This is a genomic window from Allobosea sp. NPDC055332, assembly GCF_053645455.1.
The window spans coordinates 138958-165845 of sequence record NZ_JBSHMO010000003.1; the positions used below are offsets into that span (position 1 = coordinate 138958).

At 66.9% G+C, this 26888-nt stretch carries 24 protein-coding genes and 2 tRNA genes; 19 read left to right on the forward strand and 7 right to left on the reverse strand.

Annotated elements, in window-relative coordinates:
• Positions 1–54: 54 nt before the first annotated feature.
• On the forward strand, positions 55–2271 hold the full coding sequence (locus tag ACWIGM_RS17045; RefSeq protein WP_454027154.1) for an RNA degradosome polyphosphate kinase: 2217 nt from the start codon (positions 55–57) through the stop codon (positions 2269–2271).
• Positions 2207–3769, forward strand: coding sequence for an exopolyphosphatase (gene ppx, locus ACWIGM_RS17050; RefSeq protein ID WP_454027155.1), 1563 nt, complete (start codon positions 2207–2209; stop codon positions 3767–3769). Before ACWIGM_RS17045 ends, ppx begins: the two co-directional genes overlap by 65 nt.
• A 15-nt stretch (positions 3770–3784) precedes the next feature.
• Here ppx and ACWIGM_RS17055 read toward each other — a convergent pair whose 3' ends face one another.
• Both ACWIGM_RS17055 and rnd read right to left on the reverse strand, forming a co-directional pair.
• Positions 3785–4561 (reverse strand): bestrophin-like domain, encoded by a 777-nt coding sequence (locus ACWIGM_RS17055; protein ID WP_454027156.1) that lies wholly within the window; start codon positions 4559–4561, stop codon positions 3785–3787.
• A 125-nt stretch (positions 4562–4686) separates the two neighbouring features.
• Positions 4687–5826 (reverse strand): ribonuclease D, encoded by a 1140-nt coding sequence (rnd, locus tag ACWIGM_RS17060; protein WP_454027157.1) that lies wholly within the window; start codon positions 5824–5826, stop codon positions 4687–4689.
• A 140-nt stretch (positions 5827–5966) separates the two neighbouring features.
• Between rnd and aspS the strand changes: the two genes are divergently transcribed.
• The 5 genes from aspS to ACWIGM_RS17085 are packed head-to-tail and all read left to right on the forward strand — an operon-like array spanning position 5967 to position 10425.
• The gene (gene aspS / locus ACWIGM_RS17065; protein ID WP_454028014.1) at positions 5967–7745 is read left to right on the forward strand and encodes an aspartate--tRNA ligase; all 1779 of its coding nucleotides are present in this window, start codon (positions 5967–5969) and stop codon (positions 7743–7745) included.
• A 7-nt stretch (positions 7746–7752) separates the two neighbouring features.
• Positions 7753–8124, forward strand: a complete 372-nt coding sequence (locus ACWIGM_RS17070) for a hypothetical protein (protein ID WP_454027158.1) — start codon at positions 7753–7755, stop codon at positions 8122–8124.
• Between the two features lie 6 nt (positions 8125–8130).
• Positions 8131–8430 carry a hypothetical protein gene (locus tag ACWIGM_RS17075; protein WP_454027159.1) on the forward strand — a complete coding sequence of 100 codons (300 nt, stop codon included), beginning with the start codon at positions 8131–8133 and terminating at the stop codon, positions 8428–8430.
• A gap of 43 nt (positions 8431–8473) precedes the next feature.
• Positions 8474–9370: a glycosyltransferase family 2 protein gene (locus ACWIGM_RS17080; protein WP_454027160.1), complete on the forward strand. Its 897-nt coding sequence runs from the start codon at positions 8474–8476 to the stop codon at positions 9368–9370.
• On the forward strand, positions 9367–10425 hold the full coding sequence (locus ACWIGM_RS17085; RefSeq protein WP_454027161.1) for an acyltransferase family protein: 1059 nt from the start codon (positions 9367–9369) through the stop codon (positions 10423–10425). Before ACWIGM_RS17080 ends, ACWIGM_RS17085 begins: the two co-directional genes overlap by 4 nt.
• On the opposite strand, the gene ACWIGM_RS17090 is transcribed toward ACWIGM_RS17085, so the two are convergent.
• Both ACWIGM_RS17090 and ACWIGM_RS17095 read right to left on the reverse strand, forming a co-directional pair.
• Complete coding sequence (locus ACWIGM_RS17090; RefSeq protein ID WP_454028015.1) at positions 10397–11005, reverse strand: CatB-related O-acetyltransferase; 609 nt, start codon at positions 11003–11005, stop codon at positions 10397–10399. The genes ACWIGM_RS17085 and ACWIGM_RS17090 overlap by 29 nt on opposite strands.
• Positions 11006–11111: 106 nt before the next feature.
• The gene (locus tag ACWIGM_RS17095; RefSeq protein ID WP_454027162.1) at positions 11112–12950 is read right to left on the reverse strand and encodes a hypothetical protein; all 1839 of its coding nucleotides are present in this window, start codon (positions 12948–12950) and stop codon (positions 11112–11114) included.
• Between the two features lie 280 nt (positions 12951–13230).
• Here ACWIGM_RS17095 and ACWIGM_RS17100 point away from each other — a divergent pair, with 280 nt between their 5' ends.
• From ACWIGM_RS17100 to ACWIGM_RS17125, 6 genes are all read left to right on the forward strand, one after another.
• Positions 13231–13719, forward strand: a complete 489-nt coding sequence (locus ACWIGM_RS17100) for a DUF192 domain-containing protein (RefSeq protein ID WP_454027163.1) — start codon at positions 13231–13233, stop codon at positions 13717–13719.
• A gap of 97 nt (positions 13720–13816) precedes the next feature.
• Complete coding sequence (locus ACWIGM_RS17105) at positions 13817–14968, forward strand: patatin-like phospholipase family protein (protein WP_454027164.1); 1152 nt, start codon at positions 13817–13819, stop codon at positions 14966–14968.
• Between the two features lie 84 nt (positions 14969–15052).
• The gene (locus ACWIGM_RS17110) at positions 15053–15241 is read left to right on the forward strand and encodes a hypothetical protein (RefSeq protein WP_454027165.1); all 189 of its coding nucleotides are present in this window, start codon (positions 15053–15055) and stop codon (positions 15239–15241) included.
• Between the two features lie 200 nt (positions 15242–15441).
• Positions 15442–15518: transfer RNA gene (locus ACWIGM_RS17115), tRNA-Pro, on the forward strand.
• Positions 15519–15554: 36 nt separating this feature from the next.
• Positions 15555–15860: an ETC complex I subunit gene (locus ACWIGM_RS17120; RefSeq protein WP_326873943.1), complete on the forward strand. Its 306-nt coding sequence runs from the start codon at positions 15555–15557 to the stop codon at positions 15858–15860.
• A 43-nt stretch (positions 15861–15903) separates the two neighbouring features.
• Positions 15904–15980: transfer RNA gene (locus tag ACWIGM_RS17125), tRNA-Arg, on the forward strand.
• Between the two features lie 183 nt (positions 15981–16163).
• On the opposite strand, the gene ACWIGM_RS17130 is transcribed toward ACWIGM_RS17125, so the two are convergent.
• Entirely contained in the window at positions 16164–17870 is a 1707-nt protein-coding gene (locus tag ACWIGM_RS17130; RefSeq protein ID WP_454027166.1) for a ShlB/FhaC/HecB family hemolysin secretion/activation protein, read from the reverse strand.
• Between the two features lie 244 nt (positions 17871–18114).
• On the opposite strand from ACWIGM_RS17130, the gene ACWIGM_RS17135 reads away from it, so the two are divergent.
• The 3 genes from ACWIGM_RS17135 to ACWIGM_RS17145 all read left to right on the forward strand — a co-directional run bounded on the left by ACWIGM_RS17135 (position 18115) and on the right by ACWIGM_RS17145 (position 23139).
• The gene (locus ACWIGM_RS17135; RefSeq protein WP_454027167.1) at positions 18115–19560 is read left to right on the forward strand and encodes a FecR domain-containing protein; all 1446 of its coding nucleotides are present in this window, start codon (positions 18115–18117) and stop codon (positions 19558–19560) included.
• 80 nt (positions 19561–19640) lie between these two features.
• The gene (locus tag ACWIGM_RS17140) at positions 19641–22355 is read left to right on the forward strand and encodes an EAL domain-containing protein (RefSeq protein ID WP_454027168.1); all 2715 of its coding nucleotides are present in this window, start codon (positions 19641–19643) and stop codon (positions 22353–22355) included.
• Positions 22356–22464: 109 nt separating this feature from the next.
• Positions 22465–23139 carry a hypothetical protein gene (locus ACWIGM_RS17145; RefSeq protein WP_454027169.1) on the forward strand — a complete coding sequence of 225 codons (675 nt, stop codon included), beginning with the start codon at positions 22465–22467 and terminating at the stop codon, positions 23137–23139.
• An 83-nt stretch (positions 23140–23222) separates the two neighbouring features.
• Here the strand turns inward: ACWIGM_RS17145 and ACWIGM_RS17150 are convergent, their stop codons facing one another.
• Together ACWIGM_RS17150 and ACWIGM_RS17155 are read right to left on the reverse strand one after the other, a co-directional pair.
• Positions 23223–23423 (reverse strand): hypothetical protein, encoded by a 201-nt coding sequence (locus ACWIGM_RS17150; RefSeq protein ID WP_454027170.1) that lies wholly within the window; start codon positions 23421–23423, stop codon positions 23223–23225.
• Positions 23424–23563: 140 nt separating this feature from the next.
• Positions 23564–23731 carry a hypothetical protein gene (locus ACWIGM_RS17155; protein ID WP_454027171.1) on the reverse strand — a complete coding sequence of 56 codons (168 nt, stop codon included), beginning with the start codon at positions 23729–23731 and terminating at the stop codon, positions 23564–23566.
• Between the two features lie 303 nt (positions 23732–24034).
• Between ACWIGM_RS17155 and ACWIGM_RS17160 the strand changes: the two genes are divergently transcribed.
• The 3 genes from ACWIGM_RS17160 to ACWIGM_RS17170 all read left to right on the forward strand — a co-directional run bounded on the left by ACWIGM_RS17160 (position 24035) and on the right by ACWIGM_RS17170 (position 26886).
• Positions 24035–25723, forward strand: coding sequence for an ArnT family glycosyltransferase (locus tag ACWIGM_RS17160; RefSeq protein WP_454027172.1), 1689 nt, complete (start codon positions 24035–24037; stop codon positions 25721–25723).
• A 66-nt stretch (positions 25724–25789) separates the two neighbouring features.
• Complete coding sequence (locus tag ACWIGM_RS17165) at positions 25790–26542, forward strand: glycosyltransferase family 2 protein (protein WP_454027173.1); 753 nt, start codon at positions 25790–25792, stop codon at positions 26540–26542.
• Positions 26542–26886, forward strand: a complete 345-nt coding sequence (locus ACWIGM_RS17170; protein WP_454027174.1) for a lipid-A-disaccharide synthase N-terminal domain-containing protein — start codon at positions 26542–26544, stop codon at positions 26884–26886. Before ACWIGM_RS17165 ends, ACWIGM_RS17170 begins: the two co-directional genes overlap by 1 nt.
• Positions 26887–26888 lie beyond the last annotated feature (2 nt).

Here is a 26888-nt window from a genome sequence, read left to right on the forward strand (position 1 = left end):
AGAGCTACAGGATCGGCAGTGGCACGAGCAGCGTCGACAGCGAGAGCAAAGCGCATGACCCAGGATGTGGCGGAAGCACCGGTCCTCAAGGCTGCGGCCCCGGTGGCGGCAGAAGTGGTCCTTCATCTCGACGAGGCGCTGCGGCAGTCGCCGAAGCGCTTCATGAACCGGGAATTGTCCTGGCTGCAGTTCAACCGGCGCGTGATGGAGGAGGCCTCCAACCGCAACCATCCGCTGCTCGAGCAGCTGCGCTTCCTCTCGATCTCGGCGAACAATCTCGACGAGTTCTTCATGGTCCGCGTCTCCGGCCTGCGCGAGCAGCTCAAGGCCGGCGTCGTGACGCCGAGCCAGGATGGCCTTAGCCCTGCCGAGCAGCTCACGGCGCTGGGCGAGGGTGTTCACGCTCTGACGAGCGACCAGCAGACCCGCTGGACCGAGCTCAAGCACGATCTGGAGGCGAACCGGATCGTGCTGCTGCGGCCGGCCGATATCGGCGCGCAGGATCGCATCTGGCTGGAAGACCGCTTCCTGCACTATGTCTTCCCGGTGCTGACGCCGTTGGCGATCGATCCGGCCCATCCCTTCCCGTTCATCCCCAATCTCGGCTTCACCATCGCGCTGGCGCTGGAGCGTGTCAGCGACGGGCGCGCGCTCGACGCGCTGATCCGTGTCCCGGTCAAGATGGACCGCTTCATCGAATTGCCCGACCTCGCCCGTGAGGGTGTCCAGCGCTTCATCATGCTGGAAGACCTGGTCGCGCTCTTCATCGGCAAGCTCTTCCCCGGCTACGAGGTCAAGGGCACCGGCTCCTTCCGCATCATCCGCGACTCCGATCTCGACATTGAGGAGGAGGCCGAGGATCTCGTCCGCGTCTTCGAGACCATGCTGAAGCAGCGCCGCCGCGGCGTCGTCATCCGGCTGGAGCTCCATGCCGACATGCCGGCGCATCTGCGCGACATGATCATCCGCGAGCTCAAGGTCGATCCCGACGAGGTCGTGGTCGTCGATGGCATGATCGCCCTGAACGAATTGTCCCAGCTCGTCGGCGCCGACCGGCCGGACCTGAAGTTCAAGCCCTATAATGCCCGCTTTCCCGAGCGTATCCGCGAGCATGGCGGCGACTGCTTCGCCGCCATCCGCCAGAAGGACCTGATCGTCCATCACCCCTATGAGAGCTTCGACGTCGTCGTGCAGTTCCTGCAGCAGGCGGCGCGCGACCCGAATGTGGTCGCGATCAAGCAGACGCTCTACCGCACCTCCTCGAACTCGCCGATCGTCCAGGCTCTGGCGGAAGCGGCCGAGGCCGGCAAGTCGGTGACCGCGCTGGTCGAGCTCAAGGCCCGCTTCGACGAGGAGGCCAACATCCGCTGGGCCAAGGATCTGGAACGCGCCGGCGTCCAGGTCGTCTACGGCTTCATCGAGCTCAAGACCCACGCCAAGCTCTCGATGGTGGTGCGCCGCGAGGCCGGGCAGTTCGTGACCTACTGCCACATCGCCACCGGCAACTACCACCCGATCACGGCGCGCATCTACACCGACGTCTCCTTCTTCACCGCCGATCCGGTGATGGCGCAGGACGTCGCCCGCATCTTCAACTTCATCACCGGCTATGCCGAGCCGGCTGAGCTGGAGCGCATGGCGGTCTCGCCGGTGAACCTGAAGAAGCGCCTGCTCGACGACATCGCCGAGGAGGTCGCGCATGTGAAGGCCGGCCGCAAGGGCGCGATCTGGGGCAAGTGCAACTCGCTGGTCGATCCCGAGATCATCGACGCGCTCTACGACGCCAGCCAGGCCGGCGTGCAGATCGATTTCGTCGTGCGTGGCATCTGCTGCCTGCGGCCGGGCGTGCCGGGTCTCTCCGACAATATCCGCGTCAAGTCGATCGTCGGGCGCTTCCTCGAGCACACCCGCGTCTATGCCTTCGGCGCCGGCCACGGCATGCCCTCGGCCAAGGCCAAGCTCTACATCTCCTCCGCCGATCTCATGCCACGCAACCTCGACCGCCGCGTCGAGGCACTGACGCCGATCCTGAACCCGACGGTCCACCAGCAGATGCTCGAGCAGATCATGCTGGCGAACTTTCTCGACAACGAACAGAGCTGGACCATCTTGCCCGATGGCGGCTCGCGACGCATTGTCCCGCCATCGGCCGAAGAGTCGTTCAACGCCCACAAGTATTTCATGACGAATCCGAGCCTGTCTGGTCGTGGAAAATCTCTCTCGAGTTCGAGCCCGCGAAGCCTCTCCCGTCGCGCCGGCAAGAAGGCCTGAACAGGCGTCCGGCCGGCTGAGCGTCGGCGACACCGTCGCGATCATCGACATCGGCTCGAACTCGGTCCGTCTCGTCGTCTATGAGGATCTGTCGCGGGCTCCCGCGCAGGTCTTCAACGAGAAGGAGATGGCAGGGCTCGGCCGGCAGGTCGCCTCGACCGGCATGCTGGCTGAGGATGCGATCGACAAGGCGCTGTCGGCGCTGGTGCGCTTCCGCATCCTCTGCGAGGCGATGCATGTCGGGCAGCTCAGGGTCATCGCTACGGCAGCAGCCCGCTATGCCTCGAACGGGCCCGACTTCATCGCGCGCGCCGAGGCCGCGGTCGGCCAGCCGATCGAATTGATCTCGGGTGATCGCGAGGCCTATCTCTCGGCGCTCGGGGTGATCTCCGGCTTCGATCAGCCGCACGGCGTCGTCGGCGACCTCGGCGGCGGCTCGCTCGAACTCATCGCGGTCGACGGCGGCAAGGTCGGGGAGGGGATCAGCCTGCCCCTTGGCGGCCTGGCGTTGATTGACCGCTCAAAGAACTCGATGAAGGCGGCTGAGAAGATCGTCCGCGACGATCTCGACCATCACCCGCAGCTCGCCGCCATGCGCGGGCGCGATTTCTATGCCGTCGGCGGCACCTGGCGCGCGCTCGCGACCCTGCATCAGCGCCAGTCCGGATATCCGCTGAACGTCATGCACGGCTACATCGTGCCGGCCCGCGAGGCGAGCGACTTTGTCCGCCTGGTCGAGCGCGCCGACGCGTCGATGCTGGAGGCGATCGAGGCGGTCTCCTCCGCCCGCCGCCCGTTGCTCGCCTATGGCGCGCTGGTGCTCGACCAGATCATCAAGCGCGGCCGTCCGCGCAATGTCGTGATCTCCGCCAACGGCGTCCGCGAAGGCCTGCTGCACGAACAGCTCGACGAAAGCGAGCGCACCGCCGACGCGCTGCTGCGCGGCGCCGAGGACTACAACCAGCTGCGCGCCCGCGACCCGCGCCATGCTGCCGATCTGATCGCCTGGACCGAGAAGCTCGTCGCCGGCGCCTATCCGCATGACGATCCGGTGCTGCAGCGGCTGCAGCTCGCCGCCTGCCTGCTCTCCGATATCGGCTGGCGCGCCCATCCCGATTATCGCGGCGAGCAGACGCTTAACGTCATCGCCCATGCCTCGTTCAGCGGCGTCGACCACGCCGGCCGCGCCTTCCTCGCGCTGACGGCGTTCTATCGCTATGCCGGCCTGAAGGCCTCGGCTCCGGCGGCGGAAGGATTGCGGCGGCTCCTGACGACGCGCCTGCTCGAACGCATCCACATCCTCGCAGCGGCCTTCAGGGTCGCCTATCTGATCTCGGCCGGCATGCCCGGCATCCTGCCGCGGGCACCATTGACCTGCATCGACAGCCGGCTCGTCCTGCGCCTGCCTGACGATCTGAAGTCGCTGGCGAGCGAGCGTGTGACCGGGCGTCTGAAGCAGCTCGCCAAGCTGCTCGGGCGCGAGATCGATATCCGCTGAACGCCAGGACCCGATCTAGCGCGTGATCAAACTCTGGAACGCCGTCGGCTGGATAGAGATCCGGCCGACGAACGGCCGGTCATGCGCCAGGATGACGAAATAGGCGGCCGAGACGACCAGCACATAGAGATGCGCGGCCACGATCTGCATGCGCAAGGCGTGGCTGTTGCAGATGATGATCGAGAGCAGGGTCGTCGTCGAGATCAGCCACATCGCGCACCATTGCGCCCAGGTGACGCCGGCGACCGAGGCGGACAGTCGCGCGAGCCGGGCGTGGCGGGTCTCTAGGAGCTGGTTGAGCAACGGCGAGTAGGCGGCGGTGACATTCAGCCGCGAGACCAGCTGGATGGCGCCGAGCAAGTGCTTCTCCGACTGGTCGAAAACCACATCGCTGAGCGGCATGCTCCTGGCCATCGCCGGCCAGTCGACCGCGACGACCTCGCGCAGATAGGCCTGCAGCCCGCCGATAAACTCGGACCGGGTCTCCTCTGGCAGCACCACGGACAAGGTGAGCGCGGTCTCGACCGCATCCGCTTCGCGCTGCACGGCGGTTCGCGCCGACACGGCGTCGTTCCAGATGCCGGCGGCAGAGAAGGCGACGATCAGCGCGAACAGCGCTCCGCAGGTGTTGATGATCGAATCGCGGATCGGCAGCGGCTCGCCGAGCCGGTAGCCGAGACGCGGAACGGCGAAGCGCACGAGGCCGATCAGGAGCCAGCAGGCCGCGACGCTCAATGCCAGAACGGCGAGGAACATCGCCGTCAGCGGCAATTGATGGAACAGGATGAACACGTCGCCCCCGAGAATCTGCCAGCCACCTGCCAGCGCTCAAACGACCGCAGCAGACCCCAGCTCCCTCCAGGCGGACAAGTCCCGCTTGCGGAATAGCCGAGGACAACCGCCTCGGCAGCGGTCCCTTAGCCGACCGTCACCCGCCCGTGCACGATCCGGAGCGCCAGCGAGCCGTTCTTCAGCGCCAGCGCCCTCTCGCCGAAGATCTCGCGGCGCCAGCCGTGCAGCGCCGGCACGTCGGCTTCGTCATTGGCGGCGATCTCCTCGAGATCGTCGCTGGAGGCGATGATCTTCGGCGCGACGCGCTCGGCGTCGGCGGTCGCCTTGAGCAGCACCTTGAGCAGGTCGAGCACGGCGCCGTTGCCCGGCCGGCCGCGCTCGCGCTCCAGCCGGGGCAGGCTGCGCGGGTCGATCGCCAGCGCCCGCTCGACTGCGGCCAGCACCTCGCCGCCGGCACGCGAACGCTCGAAACCGTTCGGCACCGAGCGCAGTTCGCCGAGCGCCTCGGCCGAACGCGGGGCGCGCTGGACGATGTCCATCAGCGCATCGTCCTTGAGCACGCGCTGGCGCGGCACGTCGCGATGCTGGGCTTCGCGCTCGCGCCAGGCGGCGAGCTCCATCAGCACTGCCAGCTCCTTCGGCTTGCGCAAGCGTCCCTTGAGCCGCTGCCAGGCGTTCTCGGGCTTGACCTCATAGGTTCCCGGCGAATTCAGGACCGCCATTTCCTCGGCGACCCAGCTCTCGCGGCCGCTGGCGGCGAGATCAGCCTGCAGCGCGAGGTAGATGTCGCGCAGATGGGTGACGTCCGATTCGGCGTAGACCAGCTGCGCCTCGCTGAGCGGGCGGCGCGACCAGTCGGTGAAGCGCGAGGATTTGTCGACGCGCGCCTTGGCGAGGTCGTTGACCAACTGTTCGTAGCCGACCGAGTCGCCATAGCCGCAGACCATGGCCGCGACCTGTGTGTCGAACAGCGGCGTCGGCAGCACGCGGCCGAGCATCCAGACGATTTCTAGGTCCTGCCGGGCCGCATGGAAGACCTTGACCACGTTCTGGTCGGTCATCAGCGCCATGAACGGAGCGAGATCGAGCCCTTCCGCCAGCGGATCGACCATCACGGCCTCGTCCGGCGAAGCGATCTGGATCAGGCAGAGCTTCGGATAATAGGTCGTCTCGCGCAGAAACTCGGTGTCGACCGTGACGAACGGGTGCGTGGCGAGACGGGAGCAGGCCGAGGCCAGCTCTTCGGTCGTGTTGATCAGGTTCATGGCCGGCGCTCTTAGCAGATGACGATGCGCCATGTCGCGGGCGTTCTTGACAACCGCGTCGCGCGCGTGTGGTTACGGCGCCAAATCGCTTGCGCGCCCGCTTCGGCCGCATGGACGCCCGGAAAGCTGAACCCGTGACCCTGCATCGCTACCGTTCCCACACCTGCGGCGCGCTCCGCGAGAGCGACATCGGCGCCTCCGTGCGCCTCTCCGGCTGGTGCCATCGCATCCGCGACCATGGCGGCGTGCTCTTCATCGACCTGCGCGACCATTACGGCCTGACCCAGGTCGTGGTCGATCCGGATTCGCCCGCCTTCGCCGATGCCGAGAAGGCCCGCTCGGAATGGGTCATCCGCATCGACGGCAAGGTCAAGCCGCGCCTCGCCGGCACCGAGAACGCCAACCTCGCCACCGGCGCCGTCGAAGTCTTCGCCACGGCGCTCGAGGTGCTCGGTCCGTCGGCCGAATTGCCGCTGCCGGTCTTCGGTGACCTCGAATATCCCGAGGACACCCGCCTGAAATACCGTTTCCTCGACCTGCGCCGCGACAAGCTGCACAGCAACATCATGCTGCGCACCAGGGTAATCGACTCGCTGCGCCAGCGCATGAAGTCGTCGGGCTTCTCGGAGTTCCAGACGCCGATCCTGACGGCGTCCTCGCCTGAGGGCGCGCGCGACTTCCTGGTGCCGAGCCGCCTGCATCCGGGCAAGTTCTACGCCCTGCCGCAGGCGCCGCAGCAGTACAAGCAGCTGATGATGATGGCGGGCTTCGATCGCTATTTCCAGATCGCGCCCTGCTTCCGCGACGAGGACCCACGCGCCGACCGCCTGCCGGGCGAGTTCTACCAGCTCGACGTCGAGATGAGCTTCGTCGAGCAGGAGGACGTGTTCGCCACGATGGAGCCGGTGATCGCCGGTGTCTTCGAGGAGTTCGGCGAGGGCAAGTCCGTCACCCGCAACTGGCCGCGCATTCCCTATGCCGAGGCGCTGCGCAAGTATGGCTCCGACAAGCCGGACCTGCGCAACCCGATCGAGATGCAGGACGTTTCCGAGCATTTCCGCGGTTCGGGCTTCAAGGTCTTCGCCCGCATCCTCGAGGGCGAGAAGAACCGCGTCTGGGCGATCCCCGCGCCGGGCGGTGGCTCGCGCGCCTTCTGCGACCGGATGAACTCCTGGGCGCAGGGCGAGGGCCAGCCCGGCCTCGGCTATCTTATGGTCAAGGACGGCGGCGAGGGACAGGGCCCGATCGCCAACAACATCGGCCCCGAGCGCGTTGCCGCGATCGTCGAGCAGATGGGCCTCAAGGCTGGCGACGCCTGCTTCTTCGCGGCGGGTGATCCCGACAAGTTCTACAAGTTCGCCGGCAGCGCCCGGAACAAGGTCGGTTCCGAGCTCGGGCTGATCGACGAGAACGCCTTCGCCTTCGCCTGGATCGTCGACTTCCCGATGTTCGAGTACAACGAGGACGAGAAGAAGGTCGACTTCTCGCACAACCCGTTCTCGATGCCGCAGGGCGGCCTGAAGTCGCTGGTCGAAGATGATCCGCTGACGATCAAGGCGTTCCAGTACGACATCGCCTGCAACGGCTACGAGCTCGCCTCCGGCGGCATCCGCAACCACCGCCCCGAGGCGATGGTGAAGGCTTTCGAGATCGCCGGTTATGGCGAGGAGACGGTGATCGAGCGCTTCGGCGGCATGTACCGGGCCTTCCAGTACGGTGCGCCGCCGCATGGCGGCATGGCTGCCGGTGTTGACCGCATCATCATGCTGCTCGCCGGGGCGACCAACCTGCGCGAGGTCGCGCTGTTCCCGATGAATCAGCAGGCCGTCGACCTCCTGATGGGCGCGCCGTCGCCGGCGACGCCGAAGCAGTTGCGCGAAGCGCATCTGCGCGTGAACCTGTCCGAAAAGGAAGGCTGAGCGACCCATGGCCTTCCTGCCTGCCGGGCGAGCGCTGCTGCTCGCCTGTTTCGTCGCGCTGCCGCTCGGCGCCTGCGTCGCCGGCCATGCCGATTCCGCCGCGGGCCGCGCCTCCGTGCTGGCGACGACGGTCTCGCGCGCCATCGCCTGTAAGGCCGGCGCGCCGCAGCGCACGACGCTTGACCGCTTCCTCGCTTCCGAAAAAGAGCGTGGGACGAGCGATGAGCAGCTCGCGGCTGCCCGCTCGGCTTATGTCTCTGTCTCCGAGGCCGAGATGATCAACCAGGGCGTCCGTCCGCAGCCCTGTACCGCCGAAGAGCGGGCGGCACTGCGCGGCAGGATGAAGGATGTCCGCGCCGGCCGCTTCGAGGAACCTTGATCGTCCATGACCGCGTTGAAGCCCAGCCTCGTCGCGTTCGCGGCTGCGAGCCTCGCCGGCTGCGTCGCCGCAGGGCCAGTGCCGGGCACGCCCGAGTTCACGGCGGCGCAGGTCTCTCGCGCCTATGATTGCGGGCTGAGGGTCGATCGCGGCCGCATCATCGCGCGGCTGCCGGCCGAGCAGCGCGGCCGCTTCGTCTCTGCCAATGCGAGCTATGCGGTGAAGTCCTATAACGCGCCGCGCCGCTGCGAGGCGCATGAGCGTGAGCGGCTCCAGCAGGAGCTTCGCCTTGGAGCTCGGCGCTGATCGCCTCTTGCCTCGCGCCGCTCATCCCGCGCAGATGCAGGCCATGAGCTTTTCTGCCGCCGACGTCACCGCCATCGTCGTCAGTTTCGACAGCGCCGGGGTGCTGCCGTCCTGCCTCGCCGCGCTGGTGGGCGAGGGGGTCGCGACCGTCGTCGTCGACAATGCCAGCACCGATGCCTCCGCCGAGGTCGCGGCGCAGCAGGGTGCGAAGGTTCTGCGTAATGTGCGCAACGAGGGCTATGGCCGCGCCAACAACCGTGGTGCACGCGCCGCGACGACACCCTTCGTCCTGATCGTCAACCCGGACCTCGAAGTGCAGCCGGGTGCCGTCGCGGCCCTGCTTGCGGCGGCCAAAGCCTATCCGGATGCGGCCGCCTTTGCGCCGCGTCTCGTCGAGCCCTCGGGGCGCGTCTTCCTGCAGCCGCGCTCCTTGCTGTCGCCGCCCCACCTCAATCGGGCTTCGCGGATCGTGCTGCCGGAAGGCGATGCCTGCCTGCCCTTCCTGTCGGGTGCCTGCCTCCTGCTGCGGCGCGAGGTCTTCCTGGCGCTCGGCGGCTTCGACCCGGCGATCTTCCTGTTCTACGAGGACGACGATCTCTGCCGACGCCTGCGCGAGGCTGGGCATGCGCTGGTCCATGTCGACGGTGCCAGCGCCCGCCATGGCCGCGGCCGCTCCAGTGCACCGTCGCCGCAGCGGCGCTTTACGGCGCGCTGGCACCTCGCCTGGTCGGAATACCACATGGCGCGCAAATGGGGCTTGCCCGTGCCGGGCCTGGGCAAGACCATCGAAAACGCCGCCAAGGCAATCGGTTATGGCCTGATCTTGAATCAGGACAAGATGCATGCGCATGCCGGCTCGGTCGCCGGTGCGCTCGCTGCGCGCGCCGGCCATAGCGCGCTCACCCGGCAGGGGCTGAACGAGGCGGAGATCATCGCGTGACGGGCTTCCTGCGTGCCGCCAGCGCCGCCGACGGGCTGAGCCTCCCCCACAACCATTTCGGCCTGCTGCGGCTGTTGCTGGCGCTCGCGGTCGTCGTCTCGCATGCGCTCAGCGTCACCACCGGCAAGGTCGAGGACGAGTTGCTGGCGCATTCGACCGGCTTCACGCTCGGCGAGCACGCGGTCAACGGCTTCTTCGCCATCTCCGGCTTCCTGGTGACGATGAGCTACGAGCAGCGCGGTTGGCGCGACTATGTCGTCGCCCGCAGCTTGCGCATCGCGCCAGGGCTGATCGCGGCGACGCTCGTGGTCGCGCTGCTGATGGGCAGCGCGCTGACCAAGCTTGATCTGCGCAGCTATCTCGCCGACCCGCAGCTCTGGCGCTTCATCAACGGCACGCTGACCAGCTTCAAGAGCTCGGCGCCTCTGCCCGGCGTCTTCTCGGACAACCCGCTGACCTTTCCGATGGGGACGGTCTGGACGCTGAAATACGAGACCCTCTGCTATCTCGGCGTGCTGGTCATCGGGCTCGTCGGCCTGCTGGCGCATCGCCGGATCGTGCTCGGTCTCTGGGCGGCGCTGGTCGTCGCGACGGTTCTGCGCGAGATTCTCACCCCGGACGGGCCGAAGGGCATCGAGACGGCGCTGCGCCTGCCGCTGATCTTCCTGACCGGCGGCCTCATCTATCTCTGGCGCGAGAAGGTGCCGCTGTCGCTGCCGGGGCTCGTCGCCGCGCTCGTCGTCGTGGCCCTGTCCCAGGCGACGCCGGCCTACAAGGCACTGCTCTATCTCGTCACCGCCTGGGGCGTGCTGGTGCTGGCGCTGGCGCCGCCGCTCGCCCGCTGGCGCAGCGAGCCGCCGGCGGACCTGTCCTATGGCGTCTATCTCTATGGCTGGCCGGTGCAGCAGGCCTTCGTCGCGCTCTTTCCGACGGTCGGGGCGCTGACGCTGTTCGCGCCCTCGCTCATCGTGACGCTGCTGGTCGCGGCGCTGTCCTGGTATCTCGTCGAGAAGCCGGCGCTCGGTCTCAAGCGCCGCTTGCTGAAGCCGGCCTGATCGCCGCTGCGAGCTCGTCGATGCGCTCTGACATCAGCAGCGGCAGAAGCTGGGAGACGCGCTCCGGCGGGAGCTCCCACCAGCGGCTCGCCAGCAGGGCCTCGACCTGCGCCTCCGGCAGGCGCAGCCGCACGACCCTGGCCGGGTTGCCGGCGACGATCGCATAGGGCGGCACGTCTCGCGTCACCACGGCGCGGGCTGCGACGACCGCGCCATGGCCGATCGTCACGCCGGACATGATCATCGCCTGCGAGCCGAGCCAGACATCGTGGCCGATCGTGGCGTCGCCGCGCGTCGCATCGTGGCCGCTCATCTCGCGCGCTGCCGGCCAGAGATTCGGCAAAGCAGGGAAGGGATAGGTCGTCGCCCAGTCGGTGCGATGATTGCCGCCGAGCAGGATCTCGACACCGTCGGCGATCGAGCCGTAGCGGCCGATCGAGAGGCGCGCGCCGCTCTCGGGGAAGCGGACCTTGGGCCGGCCATAGGTGAAGGCACCGACCGTGACCTGCCCGGGCCGACGCGCCAGGAGCTTCGCCAGATGGATGCGCGTCTGATTGTTCGGATTGACCCAGCGCCGCAAGAAGCTACGTGGGCCGGCAGGCAGGCCGGCCCACCAGATCGCGAGCGCACCCGGGCGCCAGTCGGCGTCCGGGCTCGATATGTCGCGGGAGCTCAAGCGGTCCGCCTCACTCGGAGGTGGCCTGCACGTCGATCTTCTCGAAGATCTCGGTCGGCTCGCCGAGCGTGATCACGTCGGCGAGCCCGAGCCCGGCCGGCGTCTTCGCCGTCGCCTTGACGGTCAGCGTGCCGGGCTTGGCGACGAAGCGGGCGACTGCGTTCGCCAGCGCTTTGGCGCCGTCCGACGGGCCGAGGATGGCGGCGAGACCGAGGCTCGCCATCATGCCGTATTCGCGGCGCACGTCCTCGACCTTGCGCTTGGACTTCTTCGCCTCGTTCTCGATCAGCTTCTCGGCCAGGCCGAGATTCTGCAGCTTGAGCTCGACATTCTTGGCGGTCGCGCCGAGCAGCGCCACCTGGGCCAGGGCGATGTCGCCGGAGAAGACCTCCTTGCCGACATTGCCGAGCATGCCGGTGGCGTCGAGCCTGGCCATGCCGACGCCGCCGAGCGAGAGCGTGCGGATGGCGAACTCCTTGCTCGCCTCCTGCCAGGCGAGGGCGAGCTTCGCCGAGAGATCGAGATTGCGATAGCCCATCGCCAGCAGGTCCTTGGCGGCGGGATTGTCGGCGCTCTCGACGATCGGGAAGGTGATCTTGTCGAGGCTCAGCGCCATGTCGGTCGGGATGCCGTTGACCTGGTCGCCGGCCTTGAGCTCGAAGCTGCCGAGGCCGACCTGGATCGGCGCGCCGGCCGGGCGGCCGCGCTTGCCGTCCTGCGGCACGCTCATCTGCACGCCATTCATCTTGACCGTGCCGAGCTTCGGGATGAAGCGGCGGAAATCGAGTGTCTTGAGGTCGACGGCGGCGTCACCGAGAGCCTTGACCTCCCGCAACACCCCTTCGAACGAGAAGCCGGAATAGCCAAGCGAGGCGATCACGCCCTTGGCGCCACCGCCCTCGAACTGCAGGCCCTCGATCACCACGCCCGATTTCTCCGGCGTGTCCTCGCCGAAAGCGACACGCGCGATGCGCATGTCCACCGGTTCGGGCTTGGCGCCGGGCTTCGGCGGAGACTTCAGCGCCATCACGATGTCGCGGAGCTCGCCGCTGCCATAGTCGAACGCGTCGAAGATATCGGCCATCGCCAGCAGCAGCTTGCGATCGCGCGCTTCGCTGATCGCCGGGTCTTCCTTGCTGTTGAGATTGCGCGCGGCTTTCTCCGATTCGTCGCTCAGCACGGCGATGCGCGTCATGAGCTCGCCCATCGGCTCGGACGCGACACGTGCCTTGAAGCCGCGCAGCGAGGCCTTGCCGGCCGTCATCTTGCCCTGCTCGCCGAGGTCCAGCGAATAGCCGTCCTGCTCGATCTTGCCGATGACCGGCTGCAGCGGCGCCGTCTCGCCGGGCTTGGCCTTTTCGGCGAAGACGCGCGCGATCTGCATCAGGTCCAGCGTCTCGAAGCTGGTGCGCTTGATTTCCCCGCTGACCGGGCCGGTGGCGCCGCCTTCGATCTTGATCGCGCCGTCGCTCGATTCGCCGCGCCCGATCCGGCCCTCGCGGATGTCGGAGAACTTGATGTTGCGATAGGTCGTGACCTGCTTCTGCGGGCCGAAATTCTGCTCCATCACCAGGGTCGGAGCGCTGATCTCACTGGCGTCGAGCTTGCCGAGCCGGGCGATCGCGCTCTCGCCACCGCCCTGGAATAGGGCGAGGAAGCCGTCGCGGTCGAGCGAGGTGCCCTTCACCTCCAGCTTCGGGATCGACAGCACGAACTTGCCGAGGTCGAGCTTGATGTTGTCGAGCTGGAGATCGGCGGCGGAGGCAGGGCCGGCAAGGAGGACAAGCAGCAGGGCGGTCGTGGACAACGGCCGGAAGCTGGCGAGGCGTCGGCCGGGCGAAATCGTCATGGTGATCTCCTGAAGCATGCATCGAGGCCCGCAAGGCGAAAATGGGGCCAAGCTCCGATTGGCGGCGCCAGAGCCGGATTCGCTGATGGGGCAGCAGACCCGTCCTTGGCCGGAAGTCGGCGCCGACCCTGCCGCAAGGCGATGACGAAAGAAAGATGGCGCAGGCGCGAGTTGGGCGAAAAGCTTGACGAAACGGTACCGCTTCGTGCCATTGGCCGCATAACCGCCACGAGGCCGCGGCAAGGCTGGCGTCAGGGTGGCTTGTCTGGCGCGAGGCGCGATGATGTCTGTTGTGGAACGTTTCCTGCGCTTGGCCTCCGTCGTCGCGCTGGCCCTGGGTGTCCTTGCGGTCGTGCCGAAGCCGGCGGAGGCGCAGAATGTGCCCGCCGGCGGTCTCGAGCCGCTGACCATCGTCACCGCCTCGGGCCGCCACGCTTTCCAGGTCGAGGTGATGCGCACGCCGGACCAGCGCGCGCGCGGGCTGATGCACCGCCAGTTCATGCCGGCCGATCGTGGCATGCTCTTCGACTTCAAGCAGGTCGAGCCGGTCGCGATGTGGATGCAGAACACCTACATCTCGCTCGACATGCTCTTCATCCGCGCCGACGGCACGGTCGCCCGCATCGCCGAGCGGGCCGAGCCGCTCTCGACCCGGACCATCCCCTCCGGCGAACCGGTGCTCTCGGTGCTCGAGGTCAATGCCGGCATCGCCGAGAAGCTCGGCATCAAGCCGGGCGACAAGGTCGAACATCCCTTGTTCAAGCGCTGAGCGGCACGGGCTTTGCAATCCGTCACAACGCAGCCGCAATTGCTGCGGACAACCGTGATCCTGACGGTGTCAAGATGATCGCTCTCGGAGGCTGTCGATGGCGGACTGGACGAGGGCGCTCTTGCGACGTTCGGCCGTGCTGGCTCTGCTCGCCCTCTCTGCCTGCCGCCAGGGCGACATTGTTCTCGACGCCGGCGAGCCGGTCGTCAGCGCCGGGCGCTATGCCTCCACCGCTTCGGCGCCGGCTGAACCGGCCAGGCGGGCGCCGGTCCGCAATGTCCTGGTTCTGACCAGCGGCGGCGCCGACGGCGCCTTCGGGGCTGGCGTGCTCCAAGCGTGGTCCCGGAGTGGCAGGCGTCCTGTCTTCGATGTCGTTACCGGGACCTCGACAGGTGCGCTCCAGGCTAGCGCAGCGTTCCTCGGCCCGGACTGGGACCATCTGCTGGAGCGGGTCTACACCACGACACGGACGCGCGACGTTTTCCGCTCCAACGGCTTGAAGACCCTGGTCGGCACCGGCCTCTACGATCCGGCGCCATTGCGCCGCCTGCTGCTGGAACTGATCAGCGACGACATGCTGGATCAGGTTGCGGCCGAGCACCGTAAGGGCCGTCGCCTCTATGTCGCGACCACCGACATGACGGCGGGCAAGACCATGTTCTGGGACATGGGCGCGATCGCGGCCTCCGATGGGGACCGGCGCAGCCACTACGTCGACATCCTCGTCGCCTCGGCCGCGGTGCCCGGCCTGGTCGAGCCGGTGCGCATTCGCGACAGGCGAAGCGGCGCCGTTTCGATCCACAGCGACGGCGGCGTCAAGGCGCCGGTGCCATTCGAGAGCTTCATGCTCGGCAGGACAGGGCGCGGCAGCGTGATATGGGTGCTCGCCAACGGTCATGTCAGCCGTGACGCCGCCGTCAGCAGCTCGGCTGCGACGACGCTGGCTCTGGCCCGCCGCGGCGTCTCCCAGCTCATCCGGCAATTGCTCTACAGCTCCGTGCAGGAAGCGCAGGCCAAGGCCACGGCGGCGGGAGCGCGGTTTCGGCTGGTCGCACTGCCCGAGACGGTGCCGGAGGCGACGGATCCGCTGCGCTTCGATCCTGACGAGATGCGCCCCTTGTTCGAGGCAGGGCAGGCGGCAGGCACACGAATCTTCGGAGCGCCGTCATCGCCTGGCGAAACCTTGCCGCAACGTTCGGGCACAGTGGAACGTGCAGCATCGGCCAGCCGCGGGGAACAGGCGCTCTGACCGGCGATCGCCCTCGCGAGCGGTCGCCTAGTGTTCTCGATCCGGCTATGATCGCGTTGTGAGCGGCAGGACGGAGACTAGGACATGCCGGGGAATGCTGACCGGGTGGCGCTGGACGATCGAATCGCGATCGTCCGCAGGAACATTTCCGAACTGATGGAGCAGGCGACCGGAGCGTCCGGGGCAGCCGTCGAGGAGAGCCTCGCCAACCGGCTCAACGAGCAGCAGGACCTGCTCACCGAACTCCTGAAGCAGCGCGAGGCGATGGGCTGAAGCAGACTGCGCGACAGCTGCCACCTCGCCACGGCCCGGCGATCGCGGTTGCGCGGATGTCCATTCGAGCGGCCGGGGCGATCCCAGTGGAACTGCGTGTTCCCAAACCGGGCGGTTGGTGATATTGCGTTCCGCATCCGCCGGCTCGGAGATGGCTGGCGGAACCGATTTGCGAGTGATTGATTGCACTTGCGAGGCGGCGGGGTATAGCGCAGCCCGGTAGCGCATCTGCTTTGGGAGCAGAGGGTCCCAGGTTCGAATCCTGGTGCCCCGACCAATCTCGACAGGGCTTTGCCGGAAGGCGAGGGGAAGCATGACGGCACGCATCTATTCGCCGGCGCGCAACGCGATGCAATCCGGCACGGCCAAGACCGGTCGCTGGCTGCTGGAGTATGAGCCCGAGCGGCCACGCGAGATCGAGCCGCTGATGGGCTGGACCTCGTCCGGCGACATGAAGAGCCAGCTCCGGCTCTGGTTCGACACCGCCGAGGAAGCCGTCGCCTATGCGACCCGCAACGGCATTGCCTATCGTCTCGAGCAGCCGCACGCGCCCAAGCGCCGCGGCATGGCCTATTCCGATAATTTCAAGTTCAACCGCGTTGGCCAGTGGACGCATTGAAGCTTTAGCGAATCGGCAGGTCCAAAGCCTGCCGCTTCCTTCAGGGCCCGTAGCTCAGCTGGATAGAGCAGCAGCCTTCTAAGCTGCTGGTCACAGGTTCGAATCCTGTCGGGCTCGCCATATCTATCAAAGGCTTACGCGATTTTCCGTATCCTTTGAGAGTGGGAAGGCATGCTGTTGCGTTCCAACCCCTTTCCTTGCCGCTCGGTGCGTCGCCCTGCGCTCGGGGAAACGATGCCTTTTCGCGAAGCACATGGCGCTGACCCAGCCCCAAGCTTGGCTTCCTGAGCGATTGGCCGCCGCTTACCCGCAGCGCCATTCACTCCGCTCGGGACAGGCCTTCAGGACTGTCGAGAGCGAGAGCAGGACGGCCGCGCCACGGGCGCCCTTGCTGGGTGAGTTGTAGCTCAGCGGCGCCGCGACGGTGATGCCGGCTTCGACCGAATCGTTGAGCTGCAGGCGCACACCACCACCCGCCGCAGCGAGCGACTGGACGATGTCCTTCGGTGCCGCATAGCTGCGAACGGCTCCACCCTCGACGAAGCCGAAGAGCTGAATGTTCTTGAGGAAGGCCAGGCCGGGCCGGTAATCGTAGCGCAGCTCGGCCGAGCCGGCGATGCCGTTGTCGCCGGCAAGCCAGCCGCTCTGGAAGGCGCGGCCGAAAGCCCCGCCGCCGAGATAGAATTGCTGCGAGATCAGCAATGCCTCGGAGCTGACCTGGCCGGAGGCTGCAAGCTTCATCGACCAGCTGTCGCCAAGGCCCTGATAGCGCGTCAGCGCACCTTGCACGACATAGAAGGCGCCCGAGCCGTCGAAACGCGACAGCAACGGGTCGTAGCGATGTGAGGCGCCGTCGATACCCAGGCCCTTGCGCAGGCCGAGCGTGGCGTAGGTCGTGCCCTGCCAATCGTCGCGGAGGCGGTAATCGGCGGTCAGGCTCGCGATCCGCAGGCGATCGCGATAGTTGATGCCGAAGACGCTCTCCTCGACGATGTTGCTGATGCCGAAACTGGCGGTCAGCGAGAGCGACTGCCGCTGCGTCTGCAGCGCGACGACCGTCGCCCTGGCCTCCAGATTCTCCGCATCTGACCGGACGCGGTCGAAGCGGCGCAGATCGCCGGGCCAAACGACGCTGCGCGAGGCCGAGACGCCGACCCGCAGCCAATCGCTGCCGAGCGGCGCGTCATAGGAGATGCGGCCGTAGCGGAGCTCTTGCGTCGAGCTCGGCACCGACGACAGGTTCACCGCCAGCGTATCGCCGGGAACGATCAGCGAATTGAGCGCGGCGCCGAAATAGGCCTGCCAGGGGCCGACGGCATTCGAAGCGGCATTGTCGACGCCGGCAGAGACGAACACGCTCCAGCTGTCGAGGATCACGGTCAGACGGAATCGCCCGGTGCCGGTGCCGAGCTCCTCCAGCGTGGTGTCCTTGACGCGCACGCCCGGCAGGTCGTTGACGAGTAGGAGCTGGCGTTCGAGCGTCGCCAGCCTGGCCGGCGATTCCTCGGCGATCGGCGCCAGCATGCGGCGCGTACCGAAGCGGTTGGCCTCGTCACCCTGCACCACGAGCTCGGCGATGGTGCCAGTAATGATCCGGATCGTGACGATGCCGCCCTTGATGTCCTGGGGCGGAATGATCGCGCGTGTCAGATGATAGCCGGCACTGCGATGGAGCTTGCTGATCTCGCCCGCGAGGGCGACGAGACCTGCTTGTGAGATCGGCTTGCCGAGCCGGTCCTGATAGGCGGCCTCGATATCGCCGGGGCCAAGTGGGCTGCCGCCTTCGATCCTGACTGCGGCGAGCGTGAACAGCGCCCGCTCTTCGCCGACCGGTTGATCGGGCGCGGATCTGGCCGTCGGGACGGAAATCTCGGTCCGGGTTTCCTGCAGCCGCTCGACCCGCTTCTGCTCGAGACCCTGATCGGCAGGCTGGATCGGTGGAGGGCGGCGGTCGCCCTGGGCATAAGCAGGCCCGATCAAGACCGGAGAGCACATGAAAAGCAGGAGCATTGCCTCCCGCAAACTACCGCCGGACAGCTCGCCCACTCGCCGCCATGCCATGTCGAACATGCATCCGTCTGATGGGCTTTTTTGCCCAGCCTTCCCCGCTCAAAAACCGTAAAGAGACATGGTTAATCGGGACTTAACGCCTCCTCCTGTTTCAGAGCATTGCGCTAAGCCAGCGTTCAGAACTGCCTGCTAGAAGGCAGGGTAGCCGGCTTTGCACGACCTCCAGGACGGAGACCGCCCACCCATGCTGCGAGCGACCCGCACCCTCTTCGCTGCGGGCCTTCTGGCCCTTTTGCATGCGTTGGGCCCGAACGAGGCTTCCGCCCAGGACAATATCTGGCAGGTCAGCAAGGTCTCGGGCGAAGCCTGGATCGCCGGCTCCGGCGTGCAGCAGGTGTCGCTCGGCCAGGCCACGACGCTGAAGCCAGGCGACATGATCCGGACCGGGCGCAATGGCCGTGTCCTCCTGGTGCGCGGGGCGGAGAGCATGCTGATCTCCGCGAATTCGCAGGTCGCGGTGCCGACGACGGCCGGCTCGGGCCGTTCGACGATCCTCCAGCAGGCGGGTTCGATCCTGCTCGACGTGGAAAAGCGGAACGTCCAGCATTTCGAGGTCGAGACCCCCTTTCTGGCCGCCGTCGTCAAGGGCACGCAGTTCCGTGTCACGGTGACCTTGGGCAACGCCAAGGTCGACGTTCAGCGCGGCCAGGTCCAGGTGAGCGACTTCCGTTCAGGCCAGTTCGTGCTGGTTCAGCCCGGCCAGGCCGCCAGCGCCGCCGGAAGCGGCGTAGCCGGCCTCAGGCTCTCGGGCACCGGACAATTCAACCCGACCCAGCAAGGTGCGCCGCGTAACCCCTCGATCCGCCCACTTTCCGTCCCGCGCGACGGCCTGCCGGCGCCAGCGGGCGCAAGCCGGGAGGAGCGCCGGGCCGGTGGCGGCGAAAGTTCTGGTAAAGCCGTTTCCGTCAGTGGCGGGACGGTGCGCATCGGCGCGACATTGGGCGAGGCCAAGGTCAACGTCCATGCAGTGACCAAGGGGCTGGCCCGTAACGCCGGCGAGGGAGCCGCCTCTGCTGCGCGCGGGCAGGCCACGTTCTGGTCGACCGGAGAGCTGTCTCCGGCCGTCGGCACCGCGAGCAATGGCCAGCGTACCGGGAATCCGGAGGCCGCCCGAGCGGTTGGCGCGAAGGCTTCGGCAAGCATCAACGGCCAGGCGAACGGTCACGCCAACGGTGTTGCGGCCTCCGGCAATGGCGGGGGCGGCGGTCCTGCGACGATTACCGGCAACGGCCGCGGCAATGGGAACGGCGCCGGAAATGGCAATGCCGGTGGCAACGGCAATGGGAACGGCAACGCTGGCGGCAACGGCAACGGCAACGGGAATGGCAATGCTGGCGGCAACGGCAACGGGAATGGCAATGCCGGCGGCAATGGCAACGGAAACGGTAATGCCGGTGGTAACGGCAACGGGAATGGCAATGCCGGCGGCAACGGCAACGGGAATGGCAATGCCGGCGGCAACGGCAATGGGAATGGTAATGCCGGCGGCAACGGCAACGGGAATGGCAATGCCGGCGGCAATGGCAACGGAAACGGCAATGCCGGCGGTAATGGCAACGGCAATGGTGGCTTGAATATCGGCTTGAACCTCGGCCTTTTGAACGCCGGAGTGAGGCTGGGCGGGCGCTGATCCTCTTGACGGAATCGTCAGCATTTCTGCGCTAAGGTCGGGTCGATTTATCGCGATACCCGGTGGGGTGGCAGACGGACGTGACCCTGTATCGGCCCCACCTCGTTGCATTGGGCTTGCTTGGGTTGGCCTGGCTCGTCGGCCTGCCCACAGCGCTCGCGGATCTTATCAGTGACAAACGTTTCCTGTGGCCAAAGCGCCCGGCAAGCGAGACCATCGCGCTGGTCGAGATCGACGCCCCTTCGCTGGCGCGGATTGGTGTCTGGCCGTGGCCGCGCCGCCACCATGCCAGGCTGATTGAGCAGCTGGAGGCGGCAGGCGCCACTGAGATCCTTTTCGACGTCGACTTCAGCGCCCGCTCCAATCCGGCCGACGATGCGGCCTTCGCGGAGGCACTGGCGAAGGCCGGTGGCTCCGTCGTGCTGGCGACCTTTCAGCAGAGGGCTGGCGACCTCAATCGCGGGCTGACACTGCACGTCAACCGGCCCCTGCCCGAGTTCGCTGCTCACAGCTGGCCGGCGGTGGTGAACGTCCTGCCCGAGACGGACGGGCTGGTGCGCCGCTATGGCCTTGGCGCACGCATCGGTGAGTTCTTGCCGTCGTTCGGCGCGATGCTGGTCGGTCGCCATGATGAGCAGGGGCCGCCGTTCCGTATCGATTTCAGCATCAGGACCGATACGGTTCCGACTGTGTCCTATGCGGCGGTGCTCGATGGCGAGCCGCAGGCGCTGGCGCGGCTCAAGGGGCGCAAGGTCATCGTCGCCGGAACGGCCGTCGAATTGGGCGACCGCTTCAACGTTCCCAATGGCCGCGTCATTCCAGGCTCCATGCTGCAGCTTCTGGCAGCCGAATCGCTGTTGCAGGGCCGCGACCTGCAGAGCACCGGCCTACCGCTGTCGCTCGCCGGAGTGCTCGCCATTCTCGCGGGGATGGTTCTGCTTTGGCGGCGAACCAGCGCAGGGATGCGCGTTGCCGTCGTGCTGTGGGCGGCGACCGCGCTGGAGACCAGTGCGCTGCTCATTCAGGCGAACTGGCCGGTCATCGTCGACACGAGCAGCTGGCACCTCCTGCTCGGCGCCTATCTGGTCGCCATCGCGCTTCATGAAATCGACCTGCTTGGGCTGCTGCGCGGCATCGCCGAGCGCCGCTTCCAACGCATCGCGATGTCGCTGGGCGACGGGCTCGTCTGCCTCGACGATCAGGGGCGTATCGTCTTCTGGAACCCGGGCGCGGCCAAGATTTTCGGCTATCCGGAAAAGGATGCGCTCGGCAAGCCCTTCACCGCCTGCCTGGCCGACTCCGGCGATCTCGCACCGGCCCAGCTTGCTCGTCTGCGCGATGCTGCCGCGATGCAAGCTGCGGACGATCACGTCCTCGACCTGGTCGGCCTCCGGCGCAGCGGTGAGCGCTTCGCCCTGGAAGCGAGCGTCTCCAGCTGGGAAGGGACCGAGGGGCGGCAGCTCGGCCTCGTCCTGCGCGACATCACCGTCAAGCAACGGGAGCGGGAACGAATCCGCTATCTTGCGGAGCATGACGACCTGACCGGCCTGCTCAATCGCCATACCCTCGCGGAGCGCCTTGCGACGGAGTTCGGGAAGGGCGGTACGCCTTCGTCGGCGGTGCTGCTGATCGGCATCGACCGCTTCCATCAGCTCAGCGACATTCATGGCCGCGAATTTGGCGACCAGGTCCTCGTCGCATTCGCCGAGCGGCTGCGCGTGCTGATGCCGCCCGGTGCCCAGGCGGCCCGCTTTGCCGATGACGAGTTCGCCTTGACCGTGCCGAGCGAGCTTGCCGCAGCGGTGGCGGATGACGTCGCGCGTGACTTTGGCTCCACGGCGCTCGTCTTTGGCGAATGGCGCCAGCGGGTGACGGTGCGCATCGGCTATGCTGTCGCCGAACCAGGCTGGAGCGCCGATCACTTGATCGGAAACGCCCATCTGGCGCTCGAGGCAGCCATATCGACCCGCGAGGAGCAGCCGATCGGCTTCGCAGCGACCATGCGCGACAGGATAGCGTCGCAACTGGCACTTGAAGCAGAGCTCCGTGTCGCCCTCGAGAAGAACCAGTTCGAGCTGTTCTACCAGCCGCAAGTGCTCCTGTCGGACCGGAGCGTGATCGGAGCGGAAGCACTGATCCGCTGGCGCCACCCGGTGCGCGGGCTGGTGCCGCCGGGGCAATTCATCCCGGTGCTCAACAACTCGCCCCTGTCCGATGCGGTCGCGAACTGGGTTCTTGCCACGGCCTGCCGGCAGTCCCGGCGATGGCAGAAGGCGGGCACGCCGATCCGGGTCGGCGTCAACCTCTCGCCCTCGCAGCTGCAGGGCAGCGACTTACAGGACGCGGTCGCCGCGCTGCTCGACGAAACCGGGCTCGCCCCGGATCTGCTCGAGCTGGAGGTCACCGAAGACATTCTGATCGAGGATGCCGAAACGGCCCGGAAGACGTTTCGCGAGATCCGTGCACGCGGCGTCAAGATCGCCTTCGACGATTTCGGAACCGGCTATGGCAGCCTGAGCTACCTCAAGGCGTTCCCGCTCGATACGCTGAAGATCGACCAGACCTTCGTGCGCCAGCTGCTGAATGACAGTGGCGATGCCGCAATCGTGCGGGCGACGATCGATCTTGGCCGTTCCCTCGGCCTGTCGATCATCGCCGAGGGCATCGAGGACATCGAAACCGCCAATTGCCTTAAGGGCATGGGATGCGAGGAAGGGCAGGGCTACCATTTCGGCCGGCCGCTTCCTGCGGGTGAATTCGAGCAGCTGTTTCTGGCGCGCCGGCACGTCGCGTAGCTCGGATCCGCCACCTGCCCGGGCGATGCTGCGGACATGCCTCGACCAGGCACGCTGCGATAAAGAACGTTCCCGAAAGCTGCGTCTGTCCGGCACAGATGGATCTCACATGGCACCTGACCTGAGCACGCTTCCTCGCCGCGGCACCACTGGCCTGCGCCAATTCCTGGATCCCGAGCAGCAGCGCAGCTGGATAGAGGGCAAGATCGACCCGCGCGACGCCGACGAGCGCTCGGAGTCGCTCGAACTGCGGTTCAAATACGTCACGCGTTTTCAGAAGCTGCTTCGTCGGCCGCAGGCGCAGGACGTTCTGGAGATTCTCAGGCTCTACGGCCAGAACTGCATCCCCATCCCGCGCAGGAGCGAGCGTCACTACTGGTCGGTTTCCTGTCTGCCGTCGACGTCCGACAAGCCACTAACCCGCGTCAATGCGAGTTGGATGGAGCTGTTCACGCTCTATGCGGACGGCGAGGGCATTCGCGCGAGATTCCTGGTGCACCTTTCGGATTTCACCACGGACCGTTCACCCGCACAGGGCCATGTGGACGAGGCCTTTCTCGAGCACTGCGTCACGACGCCGGAAGATGTCAGCTATTTCTTCCCGCGCGGCGCCGACATGTTCGGCGTCAATGTGCGGGGCTCCGCCTCAATCCGCAGTTTCCTGGCGGCTCCCCGCGTCCTGGGGGCCATTCGGACTTTCAATCTGACGCATATGAACCGGGGTCGGAACGCCTATCAGGCGAGCCACTGCTACAGCCTGGCGGATTGCATGCTGGCAGGTTGAGTGGTTCCGTTATCGGCGGCGTCACGCTGTCTCGGCCGCCACTTGGCCGAGTGCAGGTTTTGGCCGGTTATCAGCCGACCAGGCTACATGTCGGAGACATGCCGGCGATCCGCGATCAACTCGTTGAGGCAGCTCAAGGCGACGATCAGCGCGCATGTCTTGAGTGTGGATGAGAGCAGGAGACTTCCTGCGATCTGCCCTGTGAGCTGGCCGAACTCCAGCACCGGGATCATGTCGAACAGGAACAAGGCAAGCCCGAGCGATACTCCCAACAGCACCAGCATGGCGTGTCTCCCAGGTCCCGGATGACACGCAAGCTTGCATTTTCTGGTTAACGAATGGTTGACGGCGCCGTCGGCTGGCGGCTTGAGCCGCAGCGGTAGAGTGAGCACGAAGAGGGCCGGCAGCCTCTCGGCTGGCCCTGTCACTCCTGCGCTTCGTCGCGGCGCAATTCGAATGCCAGCATGGCGTCCGCCAGCGCTTCCAGTTCGCGTTCTTTGTCCTTGCTGTCCGGAGCGGCATTGAGTTCGGCCACGCGCTGCTGGGCCCGCTCATAGTCTTCGTCGGTGTGAACGGCGATCGGCATCTTCATTGTGCTTATGCCTTTTCTGGTGCCTGTCCGGAACGGCCGGACATCGGCGCGCGATCTGCATAGGCAAACCCGGCTGAGGATGTGGGGTTCCCAGGTCGGTTCCGCCATGATTGGGACGCAAACAGGCCTCAACTGCCGGCCCGACATGCCTTCGCGCCATGCCTGCGTCGAAGCGGATTGCACCTGTGCGCTTGCCGCGAACGGTGCGAGGCCGTAAACGCGCCGCGGCCAACCTGATCGCCTGTCCACCAGCCCGCACCCGCAGGATGCGGGCTTCGCAAGGTTCGGCCGCAAGGAGTGTCGATGTTCTCGCTCGGCTCCGGTCTCGACCGGCTCGCTAGCTTCGCGTCCGCGAGCCATCGGCGCGCCTGCCTGCTGCTTGCCCTGTTGTCGCTTGCCGCCTTTCTGCCCGGCTTCGCCAGCCTGCAGCCCTTCGATCGCGATGAGCCGCGCTTCGCCCAGGCCAGCAAGCAGATGCTGGAGACGCGCGATTTCGTCGACATCCGCTTCCAGGACGAGGCCAGGCACAAGAAGCCGGTCGGCATCTATTGGCTGCAGGCGGCGAGCGTTGCGGCGGGCGAGGCGCTCGGCGTGCCGCAGGCGCGCACGACGATCTGGCTCTACCGGCTGCCCTCGCTCGTCGGCGCGATCGCGACCGTGCTGCTGACCTATTGGGCGTTGCTCGCCTTCGTCGGCGCACGCCTGGCCCTGCTTGGCGGAGCCTTGATGGCCGCCGCCGTGCTGCTCGGCGTCGAGGCCCGCATCGCCAAGACCGACGCCCTGCTGGCAGCCTGCGCGGTCGCGACCATGGGCGCGCTCGCCCGTGCCTGGCTCGACTGGACCCGCTCGCTCGCCTTCGTGCCGAGTCGTCACAACTGGCTGGTGTTCTGGTCGGCGACGGCGCTCGGGCTTTTGATCAAGGGGCCGATCGTGCCGATGGTCTGGGGGCTGGCGGTGCTCGTGCTCAGCCTTCGCGAGCGCTCGCTACGCTGGTTCGTGCCGCTGAAGCCGGGCCGCGGGCTGCTCCTCTGCCTCGTCGTGGTGCTGCCCTGGTTCGTCGCAATCGCGCTCAAGACCGGCGGCGACTTTTTCGCCGAGAGCGTCGGCAAGGACATGCTCGGCAAGGTCGGGGAGGGCCAGGAGAAGCATTGGGGCCCCCCCGGTCTCTATCTACTGCTGTTGTTCGGCACCTATTGGCCGTCGGCGGCGATGGCGGCGATGGCGATTCCGTTCGCCTGGGTGAAGCGCCGTGAGCCGCAGATCCTGTTCCTGCTCGCCTGGATCGTGCCGTCCTGGCTCGTCTTCGAGGCGGTGCCGACCAAGCTGCCGCATTATGTGCTGCCGCTCTATCCGGCGATCACGGCGCTGTTGCTGCTTGCTCTGGTCAATGGCGGCATCAACCGCTTTCGCCGCGGCTCTGACCTGACCGCCTTCCTCGTCGTGCTGGTGCCGGCAGCGCTCGTCGGTGTGGTGCTCTACGGCACCTGGACGCTCGACAAGACCTTGCCCTGGCTCGCCTTGCCAGTGCTGGCTCTGGCGCTGATCGTCGCCTTCCGCGGCTTCCTGGCCTTCCGCCAGGGCGCGTTCGAGGGCGCGCTCTGGCGCGGTGTGGTCGCAAGCCTGCTGCTCAGTGCCGGTGTCTTTGGCCTTGCTTCGCCAAGCCTGCGCGGCCTCAAGCTGTCGCCACGGCTGGCTGAGGCGGTGCAGGCCGCGAGCTGCCCGAATCCGCAGGTCATGACCGTCGGCTATCGCGAGCCGAGCCTCGTCTTCCTGGTTGGGACGGACCTGCGCATGGGGGCGGATGGAAGCGTGGCGGCGAATTTCCTGCGCGAGCCCGGCTGCCGCGTGGCGCTGGTCGAGGGCCGTTTCCTCGACGGGTTCCGCCAGACGCTTTCCGCCTCGGGACAGGTGCCGCGCCTGCTGACCACGATCTCCGGCTTCAACCTCAATGGCGGCAAGCGCATCGAGATGAGCGTCTATGTCCGCGAGTGATCGGCGCTTGCCCAGCCGCGGCGCTTGACGCAGTTTGCGCGCCGCAATGCAGAAAGACTTCTATCCGTGACCGAATCCGTGCCTTCAGCCGGCCAGCCCCGCATCAGCATCGTCGTGCCGGTACGGAACGAGGAGGGCAACATCGCCCCGCTCGTCCGCGACATCGAGAGCGCCTGCGCAGCCGTCGGCAGCTTCGAGCTGATCTATGTCGATGACGGTTCGAGCGACGGCACGGCCGCGGCGCTCACCGAGCTGGCCGCGACGCGGCCTTGGCTGAGGGTTGTCCGTCATGCGCAGTCCTGCGGGCAGTCGGCGGCGGTGCGCAGCGGGGTGAGGGCGGCGAACGCTCCGATCGTCGCGACCCTCGACGGCGATGGTCAGAACGACCCCGTCTTCATTCCGGCGATGCTGGCGCAGCTCGAGGCCGCCGGCCCATCCGCCGGCCTCGTCCAGGGCCAGCGCGTCGGCCGTAAGGACACCGGCTTCAAGCGCATGCAATCGCGCATCGCCAACAAGGTCCGTGGCGCCATCCTCAAGGATGGCACGCGCGACACCGGCTGCGGCCTGAAATGCTTCCGGCGCGAGATGTATCTGGCACTGCCCTATTTCGACGCGCTGCACCGCTTCATGCCAGCGCTCGTCGTGCGCGAGGGCTTCGCCGTCCTGCATCACGAGGTCCGCGACCGCCAGCGCCTGACCGGTGTCTCGAATTACGGCTTCTTCGACCGGCTCTGGGTCGGCATCCTCGACCTCGCCGGCGTCTGGTGGCTGATCCGGCGCCGCAAGCGTGTGCCGCAGATCGCGACGGAGGCGCGCTGATGCTGATCGACCTGCAGAACATGATCGGGAATTATTTCCACGACGTCTTCGTCAACAATGTCGACTGGTGGGTCCTGCTCGGCGTGGTCGCGCAGGGCCTGTTCACCATGCGCTTCGTGGTGCAATGGCTCGCCAGCGAGAAGGCCCAGCGCTCGGTCGTGCCGATGACCTTCTGGTGGTTCTCGATCGGCGGCGGCATGTTGCTCCTGGTCTATGCGCTCTACCGCCGCGACCCGGTCTTCATCCTTGGCCAAGGTTTTGGTGTGTTCGTCTATCTGCGCAATCTGCAGTTCGTCCTGCGGGCAAGGGCGCGCGGTGAAGATACGAATTCCGGGCCGGGCTGAAG